Annotated in this window: 21 protein-coding genes; 18 read left to right on the forward strand and 3 right to left on the reverse strand. The window is 43.7% G+C overall.

Features of this window, described 5'->3' with window-relative positions:
* Positions 1–31: 31 nt before the first annotated feature.
* From J2T16_RS13120 to J2T16_RS13135, 4 genes are all read left to right on the forward strand, one after another.
* Positions 32–949 carry a DUF2953 domain-containing protein gene (locus J2T16_RS13120; protein WP_221791549.1) on the forward strand — a complete coding sequence of 306 codons (918 nt, stop codon included), beginning with the start codon at positions 32–34 and terminating at the stop codon, positions 947–949.
* Positions 950–1,180: 231 nt separating this feature from the next.
* Positions 1,181–1,654, forward strand: coding sequence for a GerW family sporulation protein (gene ytfJ / locus J2T16_RS13125; RefSeq protein WP_221791547.1), 474 nt, complete (start codon positions 1,181–1,183; stop codon positions 1,652–1,654).
* Positions 1,655–1,823: 169 nt separating this feature from the next.
* Positions 1,824–2,246, forward strand: a complete 423-nt coding sequence (locus tag J2T16_RS13130; RefSeq protein ID WP_244159356.1) for a phage holin family protein — start codon at positions 1,824–1,826, stop codon at positions 2,244–2,246.
* On the forward strand, positions 2,246–3,037 hold the full coding sequence (locus J2T16_RS13135) for a peptidoglycan recognition protein family protein (RefSeq protein ID WP_090922392.1): 792 nt from the start codon (positions 2,246–2,248) through the stop codon (positions 3,035–3,037). The genes J2T16_RS13130 and J2T16_RS13135 overlap by 1 nt, the downstream gene beginning before the upstream one ends.
* A gap of 434 nt (positions 3,038–3,471) precedes the next feature.
* Here J2T16_RS13135 and J2T16_RS13140 read toward each other — a convergent pair whose 3' ends face one another.
* The 3 genes from J2T16_RS13140 to J2T16_RS13150 all read right to left on the reverse strand — a co-directional run bounded on the left by J2T16_RS13140 (position 3,472) and on the right by J2T16_RS13150 (position 5,078).
* A complete protein-coding gene (locus J2T16_RS13140; RefSeq protein WP_499018439.1) occupies positions 3,472–3,675 on the reverse strand; it encodes a hypothetical protein in 204 nt (67 codons plus the stop codon).
* A gap of 215 nt (positions 3,676–3,890) precedes the next feature.
* Complete coding sequence (locus J2T16_RS13145) at positions 3,891–4,154, reverse strand: hypothetical protein (RefSeq protein ID WP_090922388.1); 264 nt, start codon at positions 4,152–4,154, stop codon at positions 3,891–3,893.
* 183 nt (positions 4,155–4,337) lie between these two features.
* Positions 4,338–5,078, reverse strand: coding sequence for a GT-D fold domain-containing protein (locus tag J2T16_RS13150; protein ID WP_499018441.1), 741 nt, complete (start codon positions 5,076–5,078; stop codon positions 4,338–4,340).
* A gap of 203 nt (positions 5,079–5,281) precedes the next feature.
* Here J2T16_RS13150 and J2T16_RS13155 point away from each other — a divergent pair, with 203 nt between their 5' ends.
* The 14 genes from J2T16_RS13155 to J2T16_RS13220 all read left to right on the forward strand — a co-directional run bounded on the left by J2T16_RS13155 (position 5,282) and on the right by J2T16_RS13220 (position 22,764).
* Positions 5,282–5,941: a glycosyltransferase family 2 protein gene (locus J2T16_RS13155; protein ID WP_499018442.1), complete on the forward strand. Its 660-nt coding sequence runs from the start codon at positions 5,282–5,284 to the stop codon at positions 5,939–5,941.
* A gap of 40 nt (positions 5,942–5,981) precedes the next feature.
* Positions 5,982–6,992, forward strand: a complete 1,011-nt coding sequence (locus J2T16_RS13160; protein WP_499018443.1) for a glycosyltransferase — start codon at positions 5,982–5,984, stop codon at positions 6,990–6,992.
* A gap of 6 nt (positions 6,993–6,998) precedes the next feature.
* On the forward strand, positions 6,999–7,643 hold the full coding sequence (locus J2T16_RS13165) for a hypothetical protein (RefSeq protein ID WP_336120263.1): 645 nt from the start codon (positions 6,999–7,001) through the stop codon (positions 7,641–7,643).
* Between the two features lie 253 nt (positions 7,644–7,896).
* Complete coding sequence (locus J2T16_RS13170) at positions 7,897–8,718, forward strand: YomU family phage tail tube protein (RefSeq protein ID WP_090922378.1); 822 nt, start codon at positions 7,897–7,899, stop codon at positions 8,716–8,718.
* A gap of 131 nt (positions 8,719–8,849) precedes the next feature.
* Positions 8,850–9,329 carry a hypothetical protein gene (locus tag J2T16_RS13175; protein ID WP_090922376.1) on the forward strand — a complete coding sequence of 160 codons (480 nt, stop codon included), beginning with the start codon at positions 8,850–8,852 and terminating at the stop codon, positions 9,327–9,329.
* Between the two features lie 20 nt (positions 9,330–9,349).
* Positions 9,350–9,691: a hypothetical protein gene (locus J2T16_RS13180; RefSeq protein ID WP_499018444.1), complete on the forward strand. Its 342-nt coding sequence runs from the start codon at positions 9,350–9,352 to the stop codon at positions 9,689–9,691.
* 68 nt (positions 9,692–9,759) lie between these two features.
* Complete coding sequence (locus tag J2T16_RS13185; RefSeq protein ID WP_499018445.1) at positions 9,760–13,587, forward strand: coiled-coil domain-containing protein; 3,828 nt, start codon at positions 9,760–9,762, stop codon at positions 13,585–13,587.
* A 33-nt stretch (positions 13,588–13,620) separates the two neighbouring features.
* Positions 13,621–14,271, forward strand: coding sequence for an S-layer homology domain-containing protein (locus tag J2T16_RS13190; protein ID WP_090922372.1), 651 nt, complete (start codon positions 13,621–13,623; stop codon positions 14,269–14,271).
* Between the two features lie 48 nt (positions 14,272–14,319).
* Positions 14,320–15,723 (forward strand): hypothetical protein, encoded by a 1,404-nt coding sequence (locus tag J2T16_RS13195; RefSeq protein ID WP_336120260.1) that lies wholly within the window; start codon positions 14,320–14,322, stop codon positions 15,721–15,723.
* A 15-nt stretch (positions 15,724–15,738) separates the two neighbouring features.
* Positions 15,739–18,861: a M23 family metallopeptidase gene (locus J2T16_RS13200; protein WP_499018446.1), complete on the forward strand. Its 3,123-nt coding sequence runs from the start codon at positions 15,739–15,741 to the stop codon at positions 18,859–18,861.
* Entirely contained in the window at positions 18,861–19,277 is a 417-nt protein-coding gene (locus J2T16_RS13205) for a hypothetical protein (RefSeq protein ID WP_154957624.1), read from the forward strand. Before J2T16_RS13200 ends, J2T16_RS13205 begins: the two co-directional genes overlap by 1 nt.
* Positions 19,278–19,295: 18 nt before the next feature.
* The gene (locus J2T16_RS13210) at positions 19,296–19,706 is read left to right on the forward strand and encodes a DUF8551 domain-containing protein (RefSeq protein ID WP_090922364.1); all 411 of its coding nucleotides are present in this window, start codon (positions 19,296–19,298) and stop codon (positions 19,704–19,706) included.
* 12 nt (positions 19,707–19,718) lie between these two features.
* Positions 19,719–21,602, forward strand: coding sequence for a hypothetical protein (locus J2T16_RS13215; protein WP_499018447.1), 1,884 nt, complete (start codon positions 19,719–19,721; stop codon positions 21,600–21,602).
* 16 nt (positions 21,603–21,618) lie between these two features.
* Positions 21,619–22,764: a hypothetical protein gene (locus tag J2T16_RS13220; RefSeq protein WP_090922361.1), complete on the forward strand. Its 1,146-nt coding sequence runs from the start codon at positions 21,619–21,621 to the stop codon at positions 22,762–22,764.
* Positions 22,765–22,841 lie beyond the last annotated feature (77 nt).

The following is a 22,841-nucleotide window of genomic DNA, read 5'->3' on the forward strand; positions in this document are numbered from 1 at the left end:
CATATAGGGACAATGTGGAGATCGATCCACGTTGTCTTTTTGTATTTTCTCCAGAACAGCGGTGAAGTTGTCTGGAATGATGTATACGATATCGGGCATTTCAATGGTGATTTCGGCAAAAATTGGGGAATTTCATGGCATTCGTGAATTTTTTCCAGCAAGGAATGCCATACTAGACATGATAAGAATCGAGGGCTTGGAGGTAAGGCCTGTGTGGATCTGGCTTGGAGGAATCGGTTTGTTCATCGCACTGCTGATTGCCGCAGTCCTCATCTCAAATGTTCATGTTCATGTTATATTTCGCAAACATAAGAGCGATGACTACGCAAATATCAATGTTCGACTGCTGTATGGCTTCGTGCGGATGAATTACGAAATTCCGAGCATTGTTTTCCGAAATATGAAAGAAGGCTTCTTGCTTAAAACAGAACAGTCCATGAACCATTCCCGAGGAGAAGTTTTGGGTAGCGAGCAGGTGAACAAACGAAAAGTAAAAAACTGGGTAAAAGAAGTCAAGGTGATGCTTCGAGCAACAGAGGCTCTGAAAGTATGGGTCAGACAGACGCTCAGACGAGTATATATAACGAATCTGTTCTGGTCTACTGCGGTTGGTGTAGGTGATGCTGCTTACACAGCAATGCTAACAGGTTGGTTATGGAGTATTAAATCCATGATTGTTGGCTTCTTAACGTACCAAATGCGTTTCAAAACGGTGCCTGACCTTGAGGTTCTTCCGGTATGGTCCGACGAGATGGAATTTCGAACAGAACTGGATTTCAAACTGCGAATCCGCATGACGACCATCTTAATTGCTGGAATGAGACTGCTTACCCGCGTGCTGCAGGTCGAGGGTGGCTGGCGAATGTGGATTAAACTCCTTCGGGAGCAACGCCGCAAATCAAAGCAAAAGAAGAAGCATAGGCACATTGCGGAAAAGGAAGCTCGTTAAAGCAGAACTTAACTAGCCTGAGATTGAATCCATTGTATTGGTGTTAAGGTTCTGCGACGAGAACATGCGATAACGATTCCCTGTATTGATTACATAAGTCCTGCAAGTTTGGGGATGATATGGTTAGATCAAAAACCTATATAAGTTGATTAATCATTGACACAACTTGTTTGTGTTAATCTGCTTAAGCTCAACGGATATAGTTTATTATTGAAACTGGAGGGAAGTCACATGTCAGATCATCCAATTCAAGGATTAATGGAAACTGCAATGGAAAATATCAAGGGCATGGTAGATGTCAATACAATCGTTGGTGATCCTGTAGAAACACCGGATGGTACGGTCATTCTGCCGATTAGTAAAGTCGGATTTGGCTTCGCGGCAGGCGGAAGTGATTTTAATGTAAGTGATGGAAAAGGTAACAGCGCATCAAGCACAACGGAACATGCTCACTCCGCAAAGGTTGCTTCCCCATTTGGCGGTGGTAGTGGTGGCGGTGTATCCATCCGTCCAATCGCTTTTCTGGTTGTTGGCAAGCAAGGTGTGCACATCGTGCCGCTTGACAATTCGACGCACTTGTTCGAAAAATTGATTGATTCAACACCTTATGTACTCGATCGCATTCAGGAAATGTTCCGCCACCGTAATCATGGCACAACAGAACATGATGTGCGGGTGACAACGGATCATACAACGTATAGCTGAGTCATATGATTAATTCGTAATCCCTCTTGCACTTCAAAAGTGCAAGAGGGATTTTTGCTGTTTGCATAACGACAATTTATTGTATTTTAGGATGATTCCATTTTAGATGAGACAGAAGTCTGTGAACGGCCTAACCTAAACATCAAATAGATCTGAAGGGGGAAAGGCAGTGCATAGAGATACAGTATTTATGGTTATGTTTGGGTGGGCGTTATCAGCTGTCGTTTATTTGGTAGGTGGAATTAATCACCTATTGATTGCGGTGACCATTTTTGTGGGACTGGATTATATGACAGGTGTGATGGCGGCTTGGTATAAAAAGGAGCTTTCGAGCAGGATTGGATGGTGGGGACTTGCACGTAAATCTTTAACTTTTGTTTTCGTGATCATTGCTCATCAACTTGATATTGTGGCAGGCAATGAAAGTGATTTTATGAGAGATGCGATGTTAATGTTTATAATTGGCACGGAAGGCATCAGTATACTGGAGAATATGGGGAAGTTAGGACTCCCTGTACCCAAATTTATTACATCTGCGTTGTTTAAACTCCGGGGCAATGATCATCAGGATGAGGATCGGGGGAATACATAATGGTGCAGCTCGTCGAAGACTACATTCCTTTAAATAAGTACAGCAGATCTGGTCTGAAGTTAAAAGCAAAGCGTGGGATTGTTTTGCATTACACAGCATCTCCGGGAGCTTCGGCAAAGAATATAAGCAAATATTTTGCGAGTCTTGCCAATCAAAAATCTAGCGATGGAGATAAGGGGCGTTATGCAAGTGCCCATTTTTCAGTGGATCGTACAACGATTTATTACAGCCTTCCCGATGATGAACTGGCATATCATTGCGGTAGTAAAACCTACACCAAGCAAGCTTTGCAACTATTGGGGAGTTACCCGAATAACAGTACGGTAGGTATTGAGATGTGTATCGAAAAGGATGGAAGCATTCATGAGGATACGTTCAATCAGGTTGTTGATCTGGCTGTGTATCTCATTGAACAACGAGGTTTTCCAGAAGTCTTTTTCACTCACAAAGAGGTCGTGGGTTGGAAGGAATGTCCATTACCATGGATTAAGCACCCGGAAGAATATGAAAGGTTTAAACAAAAGGTACATCAAAGGTTATATCCAATGCAAGATCAAGCGGTTACGGAGGATGAAGAAGATATGGATAAAGTGTTGGCTTATGCAGAGTGGGCGTGGAATGAACTGGACAAATATATTGGCGATGCGTACAACGATCAAATCATTCATGAATGGACATGGGTGGAAAAGGTTCGGAAAAGAAAACTAACCTACGGAGAGTTGCTTATGCTCAAGGTACTCATTGATGAGCGCAGACGTAAGGGGATTCAGGGACAGGGTCAAAGTAGTTAATCCTCGATTCTGGAAGAACCGAGCAGGGCACTGCGTGCTGGGGGTTGCACGCAGTGTAAATTAATGTTCAGTTAGCCAAGCGTTGAAGTGAGCTATGTCCTTCAGAAAATAAAATTCTTGTATAATGACAATCCTCTCTGGATGCTCCAACTCATATTGAAGATGAAGGGAAGAGGAATCCACCGATCCGACCAAGGAGGTAGAATCCATCAACGACCGCTCATCCGGTATCATGGAATGCAATAGTACGATCAACCTTTCTGTATAATATTGAATCTGATTTAGAGCTACTTGAGATGAAATCAAGATCCTTTGTTCGTTATACGATTTCTGTTCTTCATGGTTAACCCCAAATTTAAAAAAGCAGAACCCTACGTCGATGTTGACGCAGGGTTCTGCTTTTTCTGACTTGAACGATGTGACAATAATGCTTTCTAAGAAAGTGGGACCTCCGATTGTGCAAACGTAGCTAGATCGTTATCCGTGAGTTCAAGATTACCAAAGGCTTTGCATAGTTGTTGAAATGCTCTGATCGTATTCGTCTCATACAGAATTTCCATAGGATCGAATCCTAACATGACCAGCGAATCTACAAGTTCTGATTGATCTACTTCTTGATACTGAAGAACTTCGAACATGGTTTCTATTACGGTTAAATATAAAATAGCTTTGTGAACGGGCTCGATGACGTTTCCCTCCTCTGGATTGTATCCCATGCGCCTATGATTTCCTCGCATAAGATTAGAGTAAGTCCAGGGAGAAATAAACTAACAAAAAGTTGATAGGGGACGGTGTGTCATGGATGAATTGGTTTAAATCTTGTGTATTACACGCGTGGTATGTACGTTTAATCCTATTCGCTGACTTCCTGAAGGATGGAATCAATCAATTGATCATCAATCAGCGTGCTTGCTTTTTCCAGAGCTAGTAAAATGCCCTGAGGCTGTTCAAAAAAAACAGTTTGAAGAATTGGAGCTACCTCATCCAGTTCAATTTTTTCTGCTTTTACCATACTAATCAAGGCAACGACGATCTCGTGCCCTTCTACATTGCCTTCCATAAATCTTGCCCTTAAATGATTAGCCACGGTTTCGGTCTTTGACTGCGAGTACGCCATTATATTTCCCTCCAACAGTTCGAATATCTTAGCAGAACTCCCCCAAATGCAAGTCTAAACCAGGTTAGATTAGGAGTCTTAACAATAATAAAGCAGATGGTTTATTTTATCAACAGATTATCGGCAGAAGGATGGGCGACACATAGTGCTGTTTATAGACCGAAAAAAAGACCCTTCTACGGGTCAGTTCTGGGGCCGGCCTTCCCAGTAATCGGGGAATCCTTGATAATCCCATGCGTTCAGGTTTTCTCTATCGGCCTGAATGGCAACATCTGCCCCAGAACCAAAGTCCACACCTACGGTATGTAGTTCCTTGGCTTTCACCGTAAGTACTTTACCCGGAGCACCTGCGCATACCAACGCAAGTTTCCAAGGAGATTGCTGATAGAGCTGTTCCATTTGCACACATGCTTCATCCACATGAGACCAGGAGCCACAATCAATTGTTCCTACAATGTTGCTCCAACCATATCTTCGTTGCAACACCTCTCTGTACAGATCTGCCTTGGCTCCGCAAATCAGAATGGGGACGGTTTTAAATAATTCATAGAATAACGGGTAACGAGCAATATAGTTGTTCTCAAATGCATAGAACGTTTCAGCCGGTTCTACCTTGTAATAGGCGAGACACATGGCAAATAACGGTTGGAAATACCAATGCTCAGTCTGTGTTAAATGCCCCACGTAATCGGCTTTCCTCAGACAGTGCACCAAGGTCTCGCGCGCTTCTGCATGAGGTAGGGTAATTCCGCAATATGTAGGATCACTGAGCCAGCCATAATGTGACTTAATGAAGTCCATAGTCAGCACGGCGTCGTGAGCCAAAATGGTGTTGGAGGCGTCCCCGAACCTGACGGTAGCGTGCGCCTCCCCATCAACAGCCTTCTGATGCCAGCTTCGAATTAAATCTACACTTCCTAGCAATATTCTCACCTTCTTTTCATGGATTGTTTAAAGTAAACAGGATCCGATCAACTCGGATTAACCTGTTCACCCCTTTCAATTCTAGGATAGGGGGAAAACAGACTTCTCTCTCTGTTTTCCTGAAAATGAACATTTTTATCATGTGGGTGCAAAGAATCTAAATAATCGGTCTATTCTATGTAAAAAGGAGAGAGGGGATAATTGTGAGTAAAGTTTTGATTGGCAGTCCTGTAAGAAACCGTGCCTGGGTGCTGGAACGGCATCTGCAATCCCTTGACCAACAGGCGGTTCACCAACAATTCAGGTATATCCTGAATGACAGCGAGGATCAGACGGAACATATTCTTCAAGAACATCGAATTCCTTATTCAACGTACGATCTGGGGAAAACATACGGACACCTGCGCGGGCAATATGCTTATGCACATCTGGCAAAGTTGCGAAATCGGCTGTTGGAGGAGTTTTTACTCACTGACTGCGACTACTTGTTCTCTGTAGATACGGATATTATTGTGCCGGAAGACAGCCTAGAGCAACTCATGAATAACGACAAAGATATCTGTTCGATGCTGATCCGCAATCACCCGCAGATCAAAGCACATAATGCCCTCATCCGGGGACAACATGTTCCTGAATTCAGGGAAGGTCTAATTCCTGTTGATTTAACCGGGGCGGTATATTTAATTAAGCGAGAAGTGATTGAAGCAGGTGTGCGATATGCGAACCATGCTTCAGGGGAAGATGCCCCATTTTGCGAACAAGCCAAATCATTAGGTTTTGAACTTTTCGTGGATACACGACTTCGGCCAGTTCATGTCTATGCGGAAGGAGTGGAGTTGATTGCTCAATTGGCTGCTTCCTAAAAAGAAGGTACAAACAAATCAGATCTTTCAAAGCATCGAAATGACTATCATTTATCCACCAGCACTCGATTGGAACTTGTTATTTCAGCGCCCGCAACAGTTAATGACGGCGTTCTCCAAGATCAAGGGAGTGCGGGCCATTTTTATCAATCAGGAAACATATCGTAAGCAGGAAAGACCCATTGAGAAGCTCAGTGAGGACCTGTTTCTTGTGAAACAAGGCATGAATTATGATCATTTGGTCAAGGGGAAAAAGGTACTTTGGTTCTCCAGTCCAGCACAATATGATTATTCGGATGCAAAAGATTTTGATTTCAGAGTATTTGATTATCTCGACAATTCAGCAGATGAGTTTGCAGTGTGGAAGGATTATATTCCGAGGTGTTTCAATCGGGCGGATTTGATCTCAACTACGGCAAAGATCATGTATGAAGCCCATAAACATGATGGAAAACCGATATTTATGTGTCCTAACGGTGCAGATTACGATCACTTTGAAAAAGCACAGACGGTACTTCCCAGACCATCCGACTTTCCTAAAGTAGATGAAGGCCAATACATCGTCGGTTTTCACGGGGCCATGGCTTCATGGGTCGATTATTCGTTGATTACAGATATAGCTGATTTAGGCTACCATGTTGTGCTCATTGGTAACAATGCTTTATATCAAAAGAGAATTGTTCATCCTAACATTACTTGCTTACCACATAAGGATTATAGGGTACTTCCCGCTTATATTGCCCAATTCGATGTATGTATTGTGCCATTCAAGCTTACCGAGATGATTCGTGGTTGTGATCCAATCAAGTATTATGAATATTTGGCAGCAGGCAAGCCCGTTCTGACTACTCGTATGGACGAGATTATAAATAAATACAGCCAAGTGACTTACTTTATAGACCGATATAATTGTGGAAAGATGCTGGCAAAAGCGATTCGTGAAAATGATCATCATAAAATGGCAGCTCGCACGCAGGTTGCCAGAGACAATAGTTGGGATGGCAGGGCCAGGGATGCGATTAAAATGATAAATCAGGTGATGGGAGAGTAATGCAGCATGATTAAAATATTTAAAAGATTGTTAGGTAAACAAGAGCAATCTCCTCCAGTGAAGGAATCGGAAGCGACTATGCCTCTTACAGATGACATTACCGTGTCCAAGGCTTACGTGCCTGTTACCGAAACAACAATAGTTTATCTACCTGCTATTGATTTTCATAGTGAACGATTTGGAAGGCGCCCTCAACGATTGTTAAAAGCACTTGCTGAAGTGGGCTACCACGTTATATACCTTAACTCCAGTGATGAGTATTATCAGGTGGACGATTTCGAATATCCCTATGAGAATCTGCCTCATTTTGTCGTGGCCAGAGCAGGGCAGTCTGTGCGCCATTTATTTGGTCATAACCGAATCGTGTATTGGGTCAATGATAGCCGGCTAAGTGACTCGGTGGAAGCAGCGTATCCCCATCTGGTGATCTATGATTCTTTAACCGACCCGGATCAATATGAGAAACAGAAACATGCTATGGAAGCTGTTGCGGATACCGTTTTTATCACGCCTGAACGAATCTATGAACACGGCAAGCACTGTGCGCATGTGCATCTGATTACTGCTGAAGAGTTTGAAATACATGAGCGTGCAGAACAAATCGCCAAGATAATCGATCATCTGCCCAACAGACCGGCTCCTCTGATGTAATGGAGGGGTCTTTTTACTATAACTAAAGGGCTCTTTCTGGAAAAAACGAAAAACTATTTCTTGCTAAAGTTGATTTATTTTTAGTAATCGTTAGTGAATGTTGAAATGGTTCTACACTATATACACAGAGAGGATAACAAGCAGCCTGGTCTTAGCTTGGATCTCCCGACCAAATAATGGTACGGCCACGGTTCAGCTTATCCATGTCTCCGTAATCATAGATTATATACCCATTTAAGGAGTGGACAAATTCATGGCAAAAAAGATGATTATTAAAGGTGTAGGCACATTTATGGCTAAACGCTATCCTACAGACCCGATGGGCGCAATTGAAGTTGTTACCCTGGGAACACTCCAGGATCTGAAAATTGACCTGAACGTAGAGCTGGAAGATATTTTTGGTGGTGACGGTCTGTTCGCGATTGATGTACTTGTGAAATCCAAATCCATTGAGGTATCCGCTACCGATGCCAAATTCGATCTGGATGCCATTCAATTGATGATGGGTTCAACGGTACAAGAGCAAGTCAAGTCCTACGTATGGGTTCTGAATGAGCAGACGATTGCTACTACGGGAACAGCAAATTCCGGATTTGCCGAAGCGAAACCAGCTTATGCAAGTACCATCTATGAAAAAGATGCGGGTATTGCCGTTCGTTTGAAAGAATCCAATACATTGCTGAAGCAACTTGCATCTAAAGGTTCTACGATTAAGCCGGATGAGTTCTTCTATGATGCTGCTAACGGTGTAGTGGTCCTCAACGCCGTACATAACGACAAAGAATTCGTATTGAATTACAAACGTGATGAAGTGGTCGACATGGTAGATCTATTAGTGGATGAAGTGCCGTTCCCGATCTCTGTAATTCACCACGGTACGTTCCAACAAAAAGATGGCACATTTGCGGGTGTGGAAACCGAGTTGTACATGTGCCGTGCCAAAGGAACGTTTAGCATTAATGCTCAACGTGCTGCTGCATCTGCATCGGCAATTTCCTTGCAAATTCTTGATCCGGAACGTCCGGATGGAAAAATCGGCAGCATTAAACGTTTCAGTGCGAAAAGTAAAATCTAATCCAGATTCATGATGATTGCTCCTGGCAAGGTATTTCAATGGCGGCTGTGTTCTCCCCTTCACAGCGCCTTGCCTTGTCAGGCTCTTTTATATTGTGGGGAGAAATGTAATGTATTGAGGGGGCGTTATCTATGGAAACAGATCAAGAACGGGCTGAGCGTGAGCTTGCGGAACGTTTGAATGAAGAAGCTGCCAGCAGAATCAAGCATGATCCTGAGAACCAAAAAGCAACATTTGAAGAAATTGAAGCAGCAGAGCGTGCATTTTTTGAAGATGATGAGATTGTAACCCTGCGGGATCGGCGTAAATATAGAATTCCCCCATGTAATCTGAAGGATGCCAGACGGCTGATGCAATTGCTGAAAACGGTGAATATTGATGCCATCATTCTAAATTTTATCCCGACGGACAATGACGAATTGGATCAGCGGCGGCAACAGGATTTATTTGATGTGCTCGGTATCGCTTTTAAAAATTATCCGCATATTGTGACAAAAGATGACCAAGGTGAATATATCATTAATCGAGATTATTTGGACGAGTATCTGGATCTCAATACAGCTCGCAAAGTCATTGATCTGATGATTGGTCTCAACGGACTAAAAAAGTAGAACGCGCCGAGGGAGAGCCTTTGGAGGGAACCGAAATCCGTGATACGGAGACACAGGAACCCGTGCACTGGGGAGAGATCTTCTTCACCCTCCATAAGCATTGTGGATTGAACAAATGGGAGATTTGGGAGTACACCCTCCCTCAGGTTGCAGCGTTGTGTAAGTCAGCCGAGAAATATATTCAGTTTGAGGTTGAACTCATGACAGCACCTCTTCGCATGTTCGGTAGTGGTGGAGGTGAGGAAGCTGGAGAAGATGGAGAAGATGGCACTGTTAAGCGGACCAGAACTTTTGCAGATGAGGAGTATACCGAAATATCGGAAGAGGATATTGGTCTGCTCGCGCAAGCGCTTGGAGGATAAACAAAGAATTTCCCGTTTTGCCTATGCGAAGGTGGAACGGGATTTATGCATAGAAGGCGGTGAAGATGATGGATGAACAAAACAAGAGTACACACTCTTTAATAGAAGAAATGGTTAACCAAGTCAAATCCAATACGGGTGAGAGCGATGCACCAAAACAGCAACATGTTACCGGTATCCGCACGTTAATCAATAAAGTGCATACGATGAGGGACTCCATGCAGGAGCAGTGGATCGAATCCTTAACGGTGGATCTGGAACAATTCTACCTTGGGGCATTTCACGAGTTGAATTCCCTTTCTGTAGCTCAATCCCTGGATATGGAAAATTCTGTGGCACATATGATGAAGTATTTGTCGATGGGGCAATGGAAGGGATTCTCACCGTCGAGGCTAAAGCGCTCACTTGAGTCCTCACGTCAGCTTGAGGAACAAGTAGCCAAAGCAGAGCAGAATTTTGAAATCAAATCTACCCGGCAAAGGAATCTGACTGAACCGGAGACATCAAAGCGAGATACGGTTAACCAATTGCAAAATATTGCAATGCAACATGGGATGAATCAGGAAGACGTAGGACTAGCCTACCGTATTGGATCAAGGAAATATAACCGTTCTTCGGAAGCCGTACGTTTTGCTACAGAAACGGCCAAAGTACAAGCAACAGGCCACGGCGATGTGGAGCAAACTGCATCAGGTCTTGAAGAGATCTCGTCCTTGTGGTCAGCAGCTATTTCCGAACTCTCCAAAATGACAGACATGATCATTCAAGCTTCATCCATGCTTCAAGTAAGTGCGCATGAACTTATAAGAGAGCTTCAACAAACAAGCATTCAGTCAACAAGTCAACCGGAAGCCAATCTCAGCCGAGATGACCGAATGGCGAGTTGGATCAGTCAGGTAGCCTGGTCCGTTCACACCAATTCAGGTATGGGTAACGATCAGACCAACTCGTCTAATCGAGTTAGGGTGGACATTCTGGCAGAGCAGCTGAACTCAGTCGTTGAATCAGAACTTAGCTCTGCGCAGCTGGGTTCTACAGATCATATGGAGATACAGCAGAAAAAATGGGAAACGATATTTCAGATTTCGACGCATCGTGTGATGCAAAGCCTGAACGAAGAATTTGCTTCATTTGGAAACGTTCTGCTGGGCATGTTGCGATTGATTGAAAATCAAGCTGGTGGAGTCGTGGACCATATGGATCTTCTCAACCGCATTATGGACAATGTAGGTGTTCAGGTGGACTGGGAGAAGGTAGGCCACTTCATGGATCAAGCTGATCAGAAACGATATGGTCAAGCGAGATTGAATAGTGATAGCTCCGAAAACCGGGATACAAGTTCAATGAATCAGATTCAGAGCGCTGATATCCAGCGTGCGGGTGCGGTACAAGAGATGAAGCAGCAACAGAATCGTTTGCAATATTTCCAACAGCAAAAAACGGAACTGTCGAATAAAACGTTAGGGAAACAAACGGACCTGACAAATGCCAAACAGAGTCGGGACAATCATAGCGAAAAGCAACATCTCGCGTTGCAACAAGGGAATTCTGTGGCGGCTGCCTTGTATGCAACAGAACAGCAGGAGGCTGAGAAAAAGGTAAGGACCTATGCAAGGGAGCTCTTTTTACTCCGAGAAGAGATGGACGCTTTGGATACCCAGATCGCCAAGACGAAGCGGAACCTCCAGTTTCTAAGTCGTGAGGTAGATGATACGGGTACATCAATCATGCAACTTGAACATCAATCCAGAAGATGGTTAATGACGATGAATGATATGGACCTGGAGGCTGTGGAGCTTCGAAACAAGTTGTACTATCTAAACACGGAGCTTCAATTGGGTGCAACCGACATTCAGCGTTATGAATCTGATATGGAAAAGCTCCAAAGACAGTCTGACATACTGAATAATGCTCTGAAGAAGTTGAGAAGTGAAGTGAATGAGTTAAACATTTCCTTTAGAAAGGGATTAACAGATGCGTCTGCCTACATTGCTAAGCTAAAGGAATTGGAAAAAGTTCAACTTGGTATGATGATGAATGGCTCTGGAGGTATGTTGGTTGCCCCTGGAGCAGGGACTGGAACCTCACCCGCAAAAGAGGAAAAGAAAGAACCAGAGAACAAATCCTTTGTAGCCCGTCATGAAGACCTGATCAAGGATGTTATGAAAGATGCAATTATGGAGGGGGTAGATTACGGAGGAAAGAAAGATAACAAAGTCAAAAGGAGAGGTCTCCTATCCCGATTTAAGGATATGAAAGACACGGGAAATCGCAAAGCCTTTTTTAACAACCATGCACCTCTCCGGGATCCAAGTGGAACTATTCTAAAAGACAGACATGGCAAAGTTATTACAGAGCATGCCATCAATGCAGAACGTGTTGCCAGAGGTATCAAGGTTCCAGGGAAATTATCCAAACTCGTTAAATTTGGCTCCCGATTGGTAAGGCCACTGAAAGCTGTTCCGGCTCTTGGGGGCGCCATGCTTGCTATGGATGTTATTTCAGGTCTGGTGGACCCGCTTAGCAATATGGGTAAGTCAGAAGCGGAGAAGCAAAATATCCGAGCAACAAATAAGGAAGAATTGGCGAAGGATTTTAAAGATATGAAGGATTCCTCCTTTGTGGGGAAGGTCTGGAAGGGATTCAATCTGGGGATGGATGCGGTAGTATCCGGAACGATGAGTTCTCTTTTTGGCAACAGTGCTACCAACAATAAGTTCGGAGACTACAAAGATGGGTTTATGGCACTGTGGACGGAGAAAGATGGAGCGGCGGTAGAGAAGAAGCTGGCGAAGGAATACAACTATGAGAAGGAGAAAAAAGAGTCGCAGCTTCAGATGGACAAAGAGACTGGCAAAACTCCTGAAAATGAGAATGGGCCCCAGTCTCAAAATAATCAGCCACAGATACAATACATACCGGCTCCACAGTATATTCCAGCAGCTGGATCAATTGGATCTATTGCAAGTGGAGCAGTGCCGCAACCTAAGAGCAATGGCGTCGAAGAGATGATTGCCAAAATTAACAGGCAGCTGAGCAATTCCACAAGTAAAAATGAAACAAACTATCAGGTAACACGTTCCCGGCTACTCATTAGTGGAGTTCGTGAAGACTCGGGTCAGATGCGTGCGTTGATGGAAAAGTATTTGCAAGAAAATATCAAATTTTTTGATAAAGCTATTGCAAGCTTGCAGAAAACGTACGACAAGTTAGCCGAAGGTAAAGAAAAAGAAGATTTAGGGATGGAAATTAACGAGAAGAAACAACAGAAGGCTCAATCCGAACTGGAATTAAATAGTGTTAAAAATAGTAAAATTGACGAGTTAAAACGCAAGATGAGTGATCAACTGGAATTAACCCAGATGGATTATGACAGACGGATGTATGATCTCCTCGCTGCGAATGGGGGCAGGGAAGATTCGGCTGAAGTGACATCACTTAACAAGGCTCGTGCCCAAGAGATGAATGTCAAGATGGGCGAATACAAGCTGCAATGGGAAAATCTGCTTAAAAACGGCGGATTCAATGTTAATTCCGATGAGTACATGACTATTCTGAAGGAATTAAGCTCGATCGGAGTGGAACAGTCCAAAAATCTGGCAGAAATCAGCAAAAAAATGGACAAGCCTATATCCACGTTTAATCTACCTACAGGGCTTAAAGTGATGGACTATTTTGACTACATGACGGCAAGTAATACCCATAAAAGTGTAATGGTTGGGTCAGGAGATGTCACCGTTCACGTCAATATTGATAATATGACAGGCAGCACCAAAGATGTGGAGAAGCTCACATCCGCTCTGGATAAAACATTGAGACAAAATAACCCGGGTTTAGTGAATCGGATGGCTAGTAACGTTGGTGCAGGAATGGGAAGCACGCATATTCCAAGATAATAAACGAGTAATGAACGAAGGAGGGATTCAACTATGCCTCAGCGAGACCCATTTGGTTTGGTTAACGACCGGTACAAAAGAGCGCTTTTTGTCGATACCGGTATGAAGTTCGAGCCTGTAGCGGGAAGAATTATTGATCCGTATTCTTCCCCCTCACCCAATCCGCAGGTAAGAGAGATTAAAATGATTAATGCTCCCTCTCATTTTCATCAAATGGGTGTGTCCTCTTATAAAGCCATCATTAATGTGTTGTTTCGAGATAAAAAGTCATATCACGACTATGTGATGTATGTAGGCTGGACACATAAATTTTATGATGAAAAAGGCAATATCTATGTTGGTGTTGTTGAGTCGATTAAAGTGGACCCGATCTTCTATCATCAGGATACAATGGATAAAGACCAAAAGGGATACAAAGTTGAGCTGACAATGACGCTCATCAAAAAGGACGGCTATGATCGCAAAAGTGCTGTTCAATTTCAAGATTTACAGACAACTGAAGGTCAAAATCATTGGGCTAAGGCGTCTATTGAACGTTTAGCTGACCTCGGTTTGACCGTTGTTACACAACTGGATGGGACACCCATTTTGTACTTCCGTCCGAATGATTTTATTACCAGAGCAGAATTTGTTACGTTCCTGATGCGTACCAAACGTCTACTGGAGCGAACAATTCGAGAGTAGGGTGACCTACTCTTTTATTCTGTCTATCCTAAATATAGGAGGTGTATCATGCGAAAATGGGTTGACGTTAATGAAGGTGATTGGTTCTATAACGATGTCATGGAAGCGACGAATATGGTGCTCGAAGATGGGGAAGTTTTTGTAGCCGGAATTAACTATAACAAGTTTAAGGAGGGAAAACCTTTTGTCTACGAAGAGGTCAGAGGCACATCGGGACAAACCTCATTTAGCTTGCCGGTTCTGATTGAACCGACGGATGAGAATCCTTTATACGTTTTTATTGATGGTGTGCAGACGATCTATAAATCGGCAGAGAAGAACAATAAGAATTTAACAGATGTTGAGTTGTATACAGGTGTGAAAGCAGGACAGGTTGTATCTTTTTGCAGTTACGGAGAACCACTTCTGGATGAGAAATGGAAAAGACCACCCGTCTCCTGGACTGGAAATTTACCACGAGCAATTCTAGGTGCTGCCACCACGTATTTTTATGATCCGTTTAGTCGGAGTCATCAGGAATACATGTATGCAGGCGGTCAGCCGCTTCGCAGACTTAGTATTCCTTCCGAGATATGGGCGGATAGCATGGGAGATGTAGCAGCGGTAACAAAGATTGCAACCAATGCGATCGGTTATCGCACAGATGTGTATTGTGTTAGTCCGGGAGGATCGGTTTTCCTGCCTTTTAACTTGAACGGGGTGACTTGCAAGTTTAATTATTGGACGAAGACTAGCGGCGGGGCATTTAAGTTCATGAGTGAGGAGATCAAGGCCAAGTCAGACAATCCCACCTATAACAACTGCTTTTTCCCGAATGCCATTATCCAACGTGGTGAAGCTTTTCACCTCATTAACAAGCTGCGCAAAGTATTTTATGCCAGATTTACGGATATGGATGCGCCGACAAGGGGTATCGATCAGAAGATTACAGCTTTTCAAGGTCAGCGTGTTTTCCGATTGAATGGGAACTATCCTTCAGGAGCGAAGAAGCTGCAAGTAACCGTGGAATTGAAAGATAAGAAACATACAGTGCCGGGTTATACCGAGATCGACAATCATACCGTTGTCTTTAATGGTCCTTTGTCTGAAGGGGATGAGGTGAAGTTCTATTATCTGAAAAACGAGAGTGAACGATTTGCAGATATAGGAAGACCTTCAGCGATTTATTATCAAAACAAGGGTGAACGGGTGGAGCAATCCAAAGATGCATTCTGGAAAATCGCTGTTTCTGAGATGGAGGATGAAACCTTTTCCAATAATGATCCGCTAATTATGGGTATCCCGGTGAAAAGAAAATTAAATGGCGCAGCGGTCGTAACCGATATGGGGACGCCCGTCAATGGTATTGATCCGGAGGAAACCTGGTTCTTGGGAAATTCCGCCATGACGCGTGCCGAGGCAGCAGCTTTTTTGGATCGTTTTATGAAATGGACGATTGAGCGATTTAAGTAAAGGAGGTGGACATTAATGATACCAATTTCGGATGAGGTTTTAAGCGTGTTGTCTGAGCGGTTAAAGCTCGGAGAGTATGCCCTCCCCAATATCCGGGTCGAGGTGGACAGGCTTGCATTTATTCCAGGGAGAACAGAAGAATTCAGGCATATGGTTTCCGAAGCTGTTCCGATTATGAATACACAATCGGCATGGGTAGATGAAACAGCGAATGGTACATATAACGGCTCAACGCAAGCGAGTTCGCAGGATATATGTTTTCCGGTGAAGGGAAAGACAATGAAAACGATCAAAGTTTCGGATCATTTCGGGTCTCCCAGAGACAAAGGGCGGTCACACCGAGGAATTGATCTCTGGGATGAGATTGGGACTCCGATTTTAGCGGCCTGGTCAGGAAAAGTGGTTCGTATCTCGAGAAGTAAGACAGAAGGTGCAGGTAATGCCGTAAATATCAGGCATGCTGGTGGCATCATTACGAAATATTTTCATCTGAAGGATATTCATTGCTCTGTGGATGATGAGGTAGCACAAGGTGATGTTATTGGAACGCTGGGCAATACAGGCGGCGTGTACACAAACGGGCATAAAGTATCTGCTGCTGAACGAGCAGCTGGTCGAGGAAGACATTTGCATTTCGAAATTTGGGAAGGTGTTAATCCGACCACCAAAACCGGTGAAGGCGGTAAGGCAGTTAATCCTCAATTGTATTTGGAAGGCAAGCGTAAATTGCACGGTAACGCTACTACTACTTTTCGTGATGTGACACCGATCGATGTTGGAGGTTACCCGGGAGAAATCAAGCTGAATGAGAAGTTCGATAAACGTAGCTGGTATGAGAAAAGTATATACAAGACAGGCTTGAAATTTACGGATTACGCCAAGATTGAATCGGGCTGGACGCTGTCTGATTCGGGAGGAAAACTCGTGTATACCTTTGACAAACAGCAGGTCGTCGTTGAGTTTGAGATCGATGTAACCAAGCTGAGCATGCCTACGCAAGGGCTACTTAGCATCGGATTAGGTACTAATTTTAGTGGGTCGGAAGGGGACTCCTTCACGGTAGTTATCGATGGCAAGACATATGCATATGTAAACTCGTTTTCCGGTGCTTATGATCTGACGAAGCTGACGGAATTGAAAAACATTGTGATTCCTGCGAAGGCTAAACGTATTCAGATTAAGGTTACATATGGGGGGAAACCCAAGAATGCTTCTTCTCCAGATACAAGTGCGGCTTCTAAGAACAAGTATAAGAAATTGGCCATTGATTATATTCGCATTCAGGAATTGTTACCTGCTCCTTTGAAGAACAAAAAGGCTGAAGAGGGACTAGACCCTTCCCAAGGTTATTTTCAGACCCATAGTTATGAGAGTTTTGTAATGAATAATCGTCCGGAAACGGATGTTATTCAAGTTGGATCTTTTGTATACATGGACACTCAGGTACTACCCAATATCATTGCTGCAGAGATTGACGATGTATTTGATGCAGAAGCGAGGGAAGCGAGACTAACAATCTCCAATCCCCGAGGATTTTTTTCCCCGGATTACAATCCAGCTTATTTCCCGGAGCTGGAGGGCACACCGTCACCTTGGTCGTATTACGCTAATGGTTTTCATGTCGGGGTGTTGAGCGAGAATACACCGATACGTATCTATATGGGATATGGTCAGCATATGATGCGCGTTTTCACAGGATTAATCGATAAGATCGACATCAATGGCGAGGACTCTACGCTTGAAATTACGGCAAGGGATATGTACAAGCGGGTGATCGAAAAAGTTATTTCTGAGAAAAAGGCTTACCCCGAAGTCGATGAAATTGACAATGTGCCTGATCCGCTTCCTCCTGCTGCTATTCAAACAGATCGGACATCGACTATTATTCAGGCCGCTCAAGTGCAAGCGGCAGCTTATGGTGTCCCGGATCACAAATTCTTACTTGCTATTTGTAGGCATGAAACGGTAATGGGCACTCAGGGCAGGGGCAGAGAGGCTAGCGGCAGCTTCATTCTAGGATATGGAATCCCTGATAAGAAATATAGTGGCATTCAGGAGCAGATGAAGCGCGGTGCAGAACGAATGTCTCGGGCTCTTGCATCCAAAGGCAAAAAAGTAACGTCTAAGGCGGATGTCCTTTACTTCCATCGAGGTGGAGATATTGCACCTATGACTTGGAGTGAAGATGAGGACAACTGGGTGAATCGAGTGTGGGCGTATTATCAAGAGATGTTGGCCGACCCGACAAGCTGGAGCGTCACAGCTACATCTGCTGCATCGGTTGCTCCGACATCCCCTCAGCCAGTAGAGTTTGAAAAAGCAGCCTGGGTGAAATCAACCGTCGTACTGGATCTTATTAAACATGCGGGTTTGGTCGGGTGGAGAGCTACGAGTGAAGATCGTTCATATCCAGATTATGTGATCGACGAAACGTACTTGGTTGAAGTGAACCAGAAAACAGGGAGAGTTATTGTTCCAGTGCCCGGCCAAGAAGGCGAATTTGAAGTGAAGGATGCAAGTACAGTTCTCACGCCAAATGGTTGGTTGAATCCGTTCACAGAGGAATACGGTAAAACATTTGAACAATGGTCTGCAAAGGTGACGGAAGCGGTTCAGGAGATCATCTCGGAAATCCCTTATCGAAGCTACTGTGATCGTTACGGTACGTATCGTTTGGAACGTATCAATTACGACAAGCCGGTAGTTTCGGAATTTTCGGAATATGACAATCTGATATCAATTACCAAATCAACGGATTGGTCCAGAGGCAGGAGTCACATTGTAGTAGTGGATGCGAACCGGGGACAGAGTAGTTTCGTTGATAAAGAAATTTTACTGGAGCTTAAAGGAGAAATACGAACGATGGTACTAAACGTACCTTGGGCGAAAACAACAGAGGCCAAACGCCAAGTTGCAGAGCGAGCTTTTTTCGACATGAAACGTATGTGCCGTACGCTGCAAGTATCCATTCCGGCAAATCCTGCACTTGATCTACTGGATAACGTTATTGTAACGGATAAAACAACGACTACACGGTCGATCTATACGATAAAGAGTATTAAGACCACATATTCTGTGGATCGCGGTATGCTTCAAGTCATCGATCTGATGTGGGCTAGAAAGGGAGTAATGGTGTAATGGCAGGTATCGTAAACGAGAATATCGTATTTCCCGTTTTGGATCTGATTCATCGAGAGATGCGCAAATTCAGCAGTGCAAGTCATTCCAGTCTTTCGCCGCTTGAGGGAGAACCCTCAGTCTCCTTGTATCGAGAGCACACACAGGACCCCGACCGTGTAACTGGGGCAGACTTGTTTTATGAATCGGAATGGAAGGTTTCCATCTGGATGAAGTTTGGCTCTGAGGATGAGGAAAACTTTCCTTCAAGTGTAGGCTACGATCATCCGGATTATGAGTATTACAAGTATTATCGTTTGACCCAAGTGACGGCTCGTACGTTTGATGCAGGAGGCGAAGAGATGTCCTCTTATAATATCGTTCTTAATTATGATGACGAAGGACGCTTAACTGGCACAAGTGTACATCGTATATAACTTACAGGAGGTGGTTTCATGGCATTTAATGTATCCTATATCGCGGGTGGCGTCATCGACAAAGTGCGCGAGCTGCCGTACCCACACTTCAGCAAAAAAACAATCCCGTTCATTCGGGGACAGATGTTGGACATTCCGGCGGCAAAGACCACCAAGTCTGATACGTTCACACTGGCGTATGACACGGAATTCCTTAGCATTGCGTTCGCGGCAAGTCAATACTGTGTGGGCGATTATTGGGAATTGACGATCGGGAAAGAGAGAATTTGCAATACGATCTATACGAAGGAACTTCCCGAATCGGTATCAATGGGGAATAGCTTCGGCATCGTATACCCGATCCCTGCAGGAACCACAATCAAGTTTGACTTCGTAAGCGTGGTGCCTGAAGCCAAGACGGTCTGGTACAACATCAAATTTTTGAAATAAGGAGGGTGGACGATGGCGCAAACAGTTCCATTAACGAAGTTTAGTGCATTTGTGTCAGGTGGAAGTAAGGCAGAAGATATTATTTTTAATCTGACGGATGCCATTGCGAGTGCGAAGATACCTGCTGCAGACGGTTCATTTGTTGAAAATAAGTGGGAGAAAGTGTACGAATCCAGAGCGGATTTGTGGGTGACTTACCAAGAGTTGAAGCGTTCAGGTGTGCAGGGCAAATACAAACACACCGATGGGAAGTTGTATGATGTATTGAAGATAGCTTCTAGTCTACCTGAGCTTACCAAAATGGAAGATCAATCCTCTCTGATTGATGAAGAAGGCTATCTTCGTGAGGTAACTAATAGTTATGGAAACAATGCTACAGGCAAAAAAATTCAAGTGCGAACATTTGATTATGTTGATAGCGAAGGCACAACCCAGTCAGTCATGGTTCCGGGAAGTCTTGTTGCAATCATTCCGGATCGAGACACTCGTTGGGGAGTAAAGGTCTATCTATTGAAACAAGTTTATACTAAAAAGAACGGCGTAAAGGTGGATAATACCGACTGGAACGAGTTTGAGTTAATTACAGAGATGCCTAGAGATTGGGATTATGCACTTTCTCTGTCAGGATATAAGTTAAGGGTTGAGAGAAATAGAACCTATACTAACGGCAACTGGAATTATTATGATCAACAACCAGTCCTAGCATCAAAATATAGCTTCACTGAACGTTATTATATGGCTGAACCAACGAATTACACCACACCAAAGGTAGTTTTAAAATCTACCCCAGATGTACCGGTAGGCATCTCCTCTCGAGATTACTTTATCATGTTTACTCAGCCTCAGAATTTTCGTGGTGGAGACTACAACTATTTTGATTGTCAGCACGGCGTAGGTTTTATAGGTCAATTAAGCAAGGGTGATCCTTCACTTACATACAAAGGAATTTGCAATCCCTCAACCGTTTCACCAGGTTCCACACCGATTGTACTTGATCAGACGGCAGCAGAGGCCGTGTATGAACAATGGAATGATCCAGAAGCATCAAAGTTGTATACTCCATCAATGATTTCATGGGAGAAAGACTATGACGGTGTTACAGAATTAATTAGTCCGGCTTCACATTTTTTCTATGGGCGTAACTCAACGGTGAAGTGGTTACCAAATAAAAAGAGAAGACCCGATTATCTCGTAAACTATCATATTTCAATCAATAATGACCGGGCGGCAGTTGTTATTGAGGGTGACCCCTCACCAAATATCCATGGGTATTACCGCAGCTTTGGCTATTTTGGTAAAATTGTACCTTTTAATGACCATGACCATATCGGTAACTTTGGTTTAACTGTGGGTATGGGTGATTTGAACCAAGATCTAACAGGGTATACGAAAAATGAAATTCGAACAGATTTGAATCCAGAAAAATATGCACAGTATGGGGAGTACACCTCCAACGGCATGGATTCAGTATCTTTACTTCGAACCCGAGGTAATGTACTCTATCAAGCGCACTATCCTGCATTTATTACTCAACTTCCCAATTACCCTGATGTTGGAAGGGTTCCGAGTGAATTATCGAGACTCGTACTGGACAAGGATGGTTTTCAGAAGTCGTTGTGGACTGGAAAATATCATGCAAGCCCAGTTTATTTAGTACATCAGGCAGAAGGTTACCGGGGTTACATGGATGGAGTCGTTGCAATTTATGATCAAAATCTGGTCAACCTGGATGAGTTGATCGTAGATACCGAGATTCCGAAAGATAGTACAAACCCTGCTGCAGGTAATTGGACGGAAGTGTACAAATTTTTCAGCATCAAGTCACCCATGAATTTTTTCAAGCAGTCTCCTGCGCCTGATCAGGTTACGATCGCAATTCTGAAGGAAATTAAATAAGGAGGATTCAAAAACTATGACAAATTTTAAATATGTAGAAACGATTACAACTTCGCAGGACCTTTTAAATAAAATGAAAGAAGAGGTAACTTCTTTCGAGAAATATCCATTTGAATCCACGGCAGGGGAGACGGCTGAAAGCAACTCCTGGAAAGTATTTTACGAGGAAAAGGATGCGGAGAATCGTATCAGTCTACTGATTCTTCAAGGTACAATGAGCATTGGAACAACCGATAAACCACTGACTAAAAAATATTATGTACAATTCACGAACCATGCAATCGTACCGCGTGTCATCACACCAACACCTAAATACGTAGAGCACAGTACACTCACGGTGCAATTACTTGAAGGACTGGAAGGAGAAGAACCGGCTGCGTTACCAGTGAAAACCCTGCCAACGTTCAAACTAACAGGTCACCCGGTACTGTATCAGTGGGCACTGGAGAGTCACACGCCAACGGATCGTAATAAAGAAAAACCGGTCTACATGTACATCAATGTAATGAATAATCGTTTGGCTATGGTGCTCGTTGCTGATCCAGCGGTTAACTTCCTGGATTATAAAAAATCCTTCCTCTATGTTGGCGCACTGAAGCCGTTCAAATATAACTTGAATGATGTAGATGGGAATGTAATGTTAACAGCAGGTGCAGTTATTGCTGAACCGGACATTGCTCAGATCGCCAAAGACGAAACTTACTACTACGGTCAATACACCTCTGCAGGTAACAACACGTTACAGATGCTGAAAACCAAATCAGGTATTGAGTTCCAGAGTCATTATCCATCATTTATTACACAAGCACCTCCGGTGGGCAAAGCTTTTGTTGATCCTGAACTTGGCGATACTGGACTTGAGCTCGAACCGCAAGGTTTTCAAGCCTCCAAATGGACATCCAAGTATCATCTGTCACCGATTTATGTTGTTCACCCGTATGAGGGATATCGTGGCCAGTTTGATAACTGCATCGCGGTAACGAAACATAATATTCTTCATCTAGATGAATTGATTATCGACGTGGAAGGTAAACCTTGGCACCAAGAGGTCTATCGTTATTTTGATACAGATACTCAACAAAACTTCATGAATCTATCAGCTAACCAGCGGATGGGTGTTGCGATTCTGAAAGAGGTACGTTACTCCAGTAAACAAGTATAGATCTGAATCGTATAGATTCAGGAGAGGGAACCCTGACTCCGCTCAGGAGTTCCCTTTTCATTTGGAGGGGGTGATGC

This window comes from Paenibacillus intestini, from assembly GCF_030803945.1.
Taxonomy (GTDB): domain Bacteria; phylum Bacillota; class Bacilli; order Paenibacillales; family Paenibacillaceae; genus Paenibacillus; species Paenibacillus polysaccharolyticus.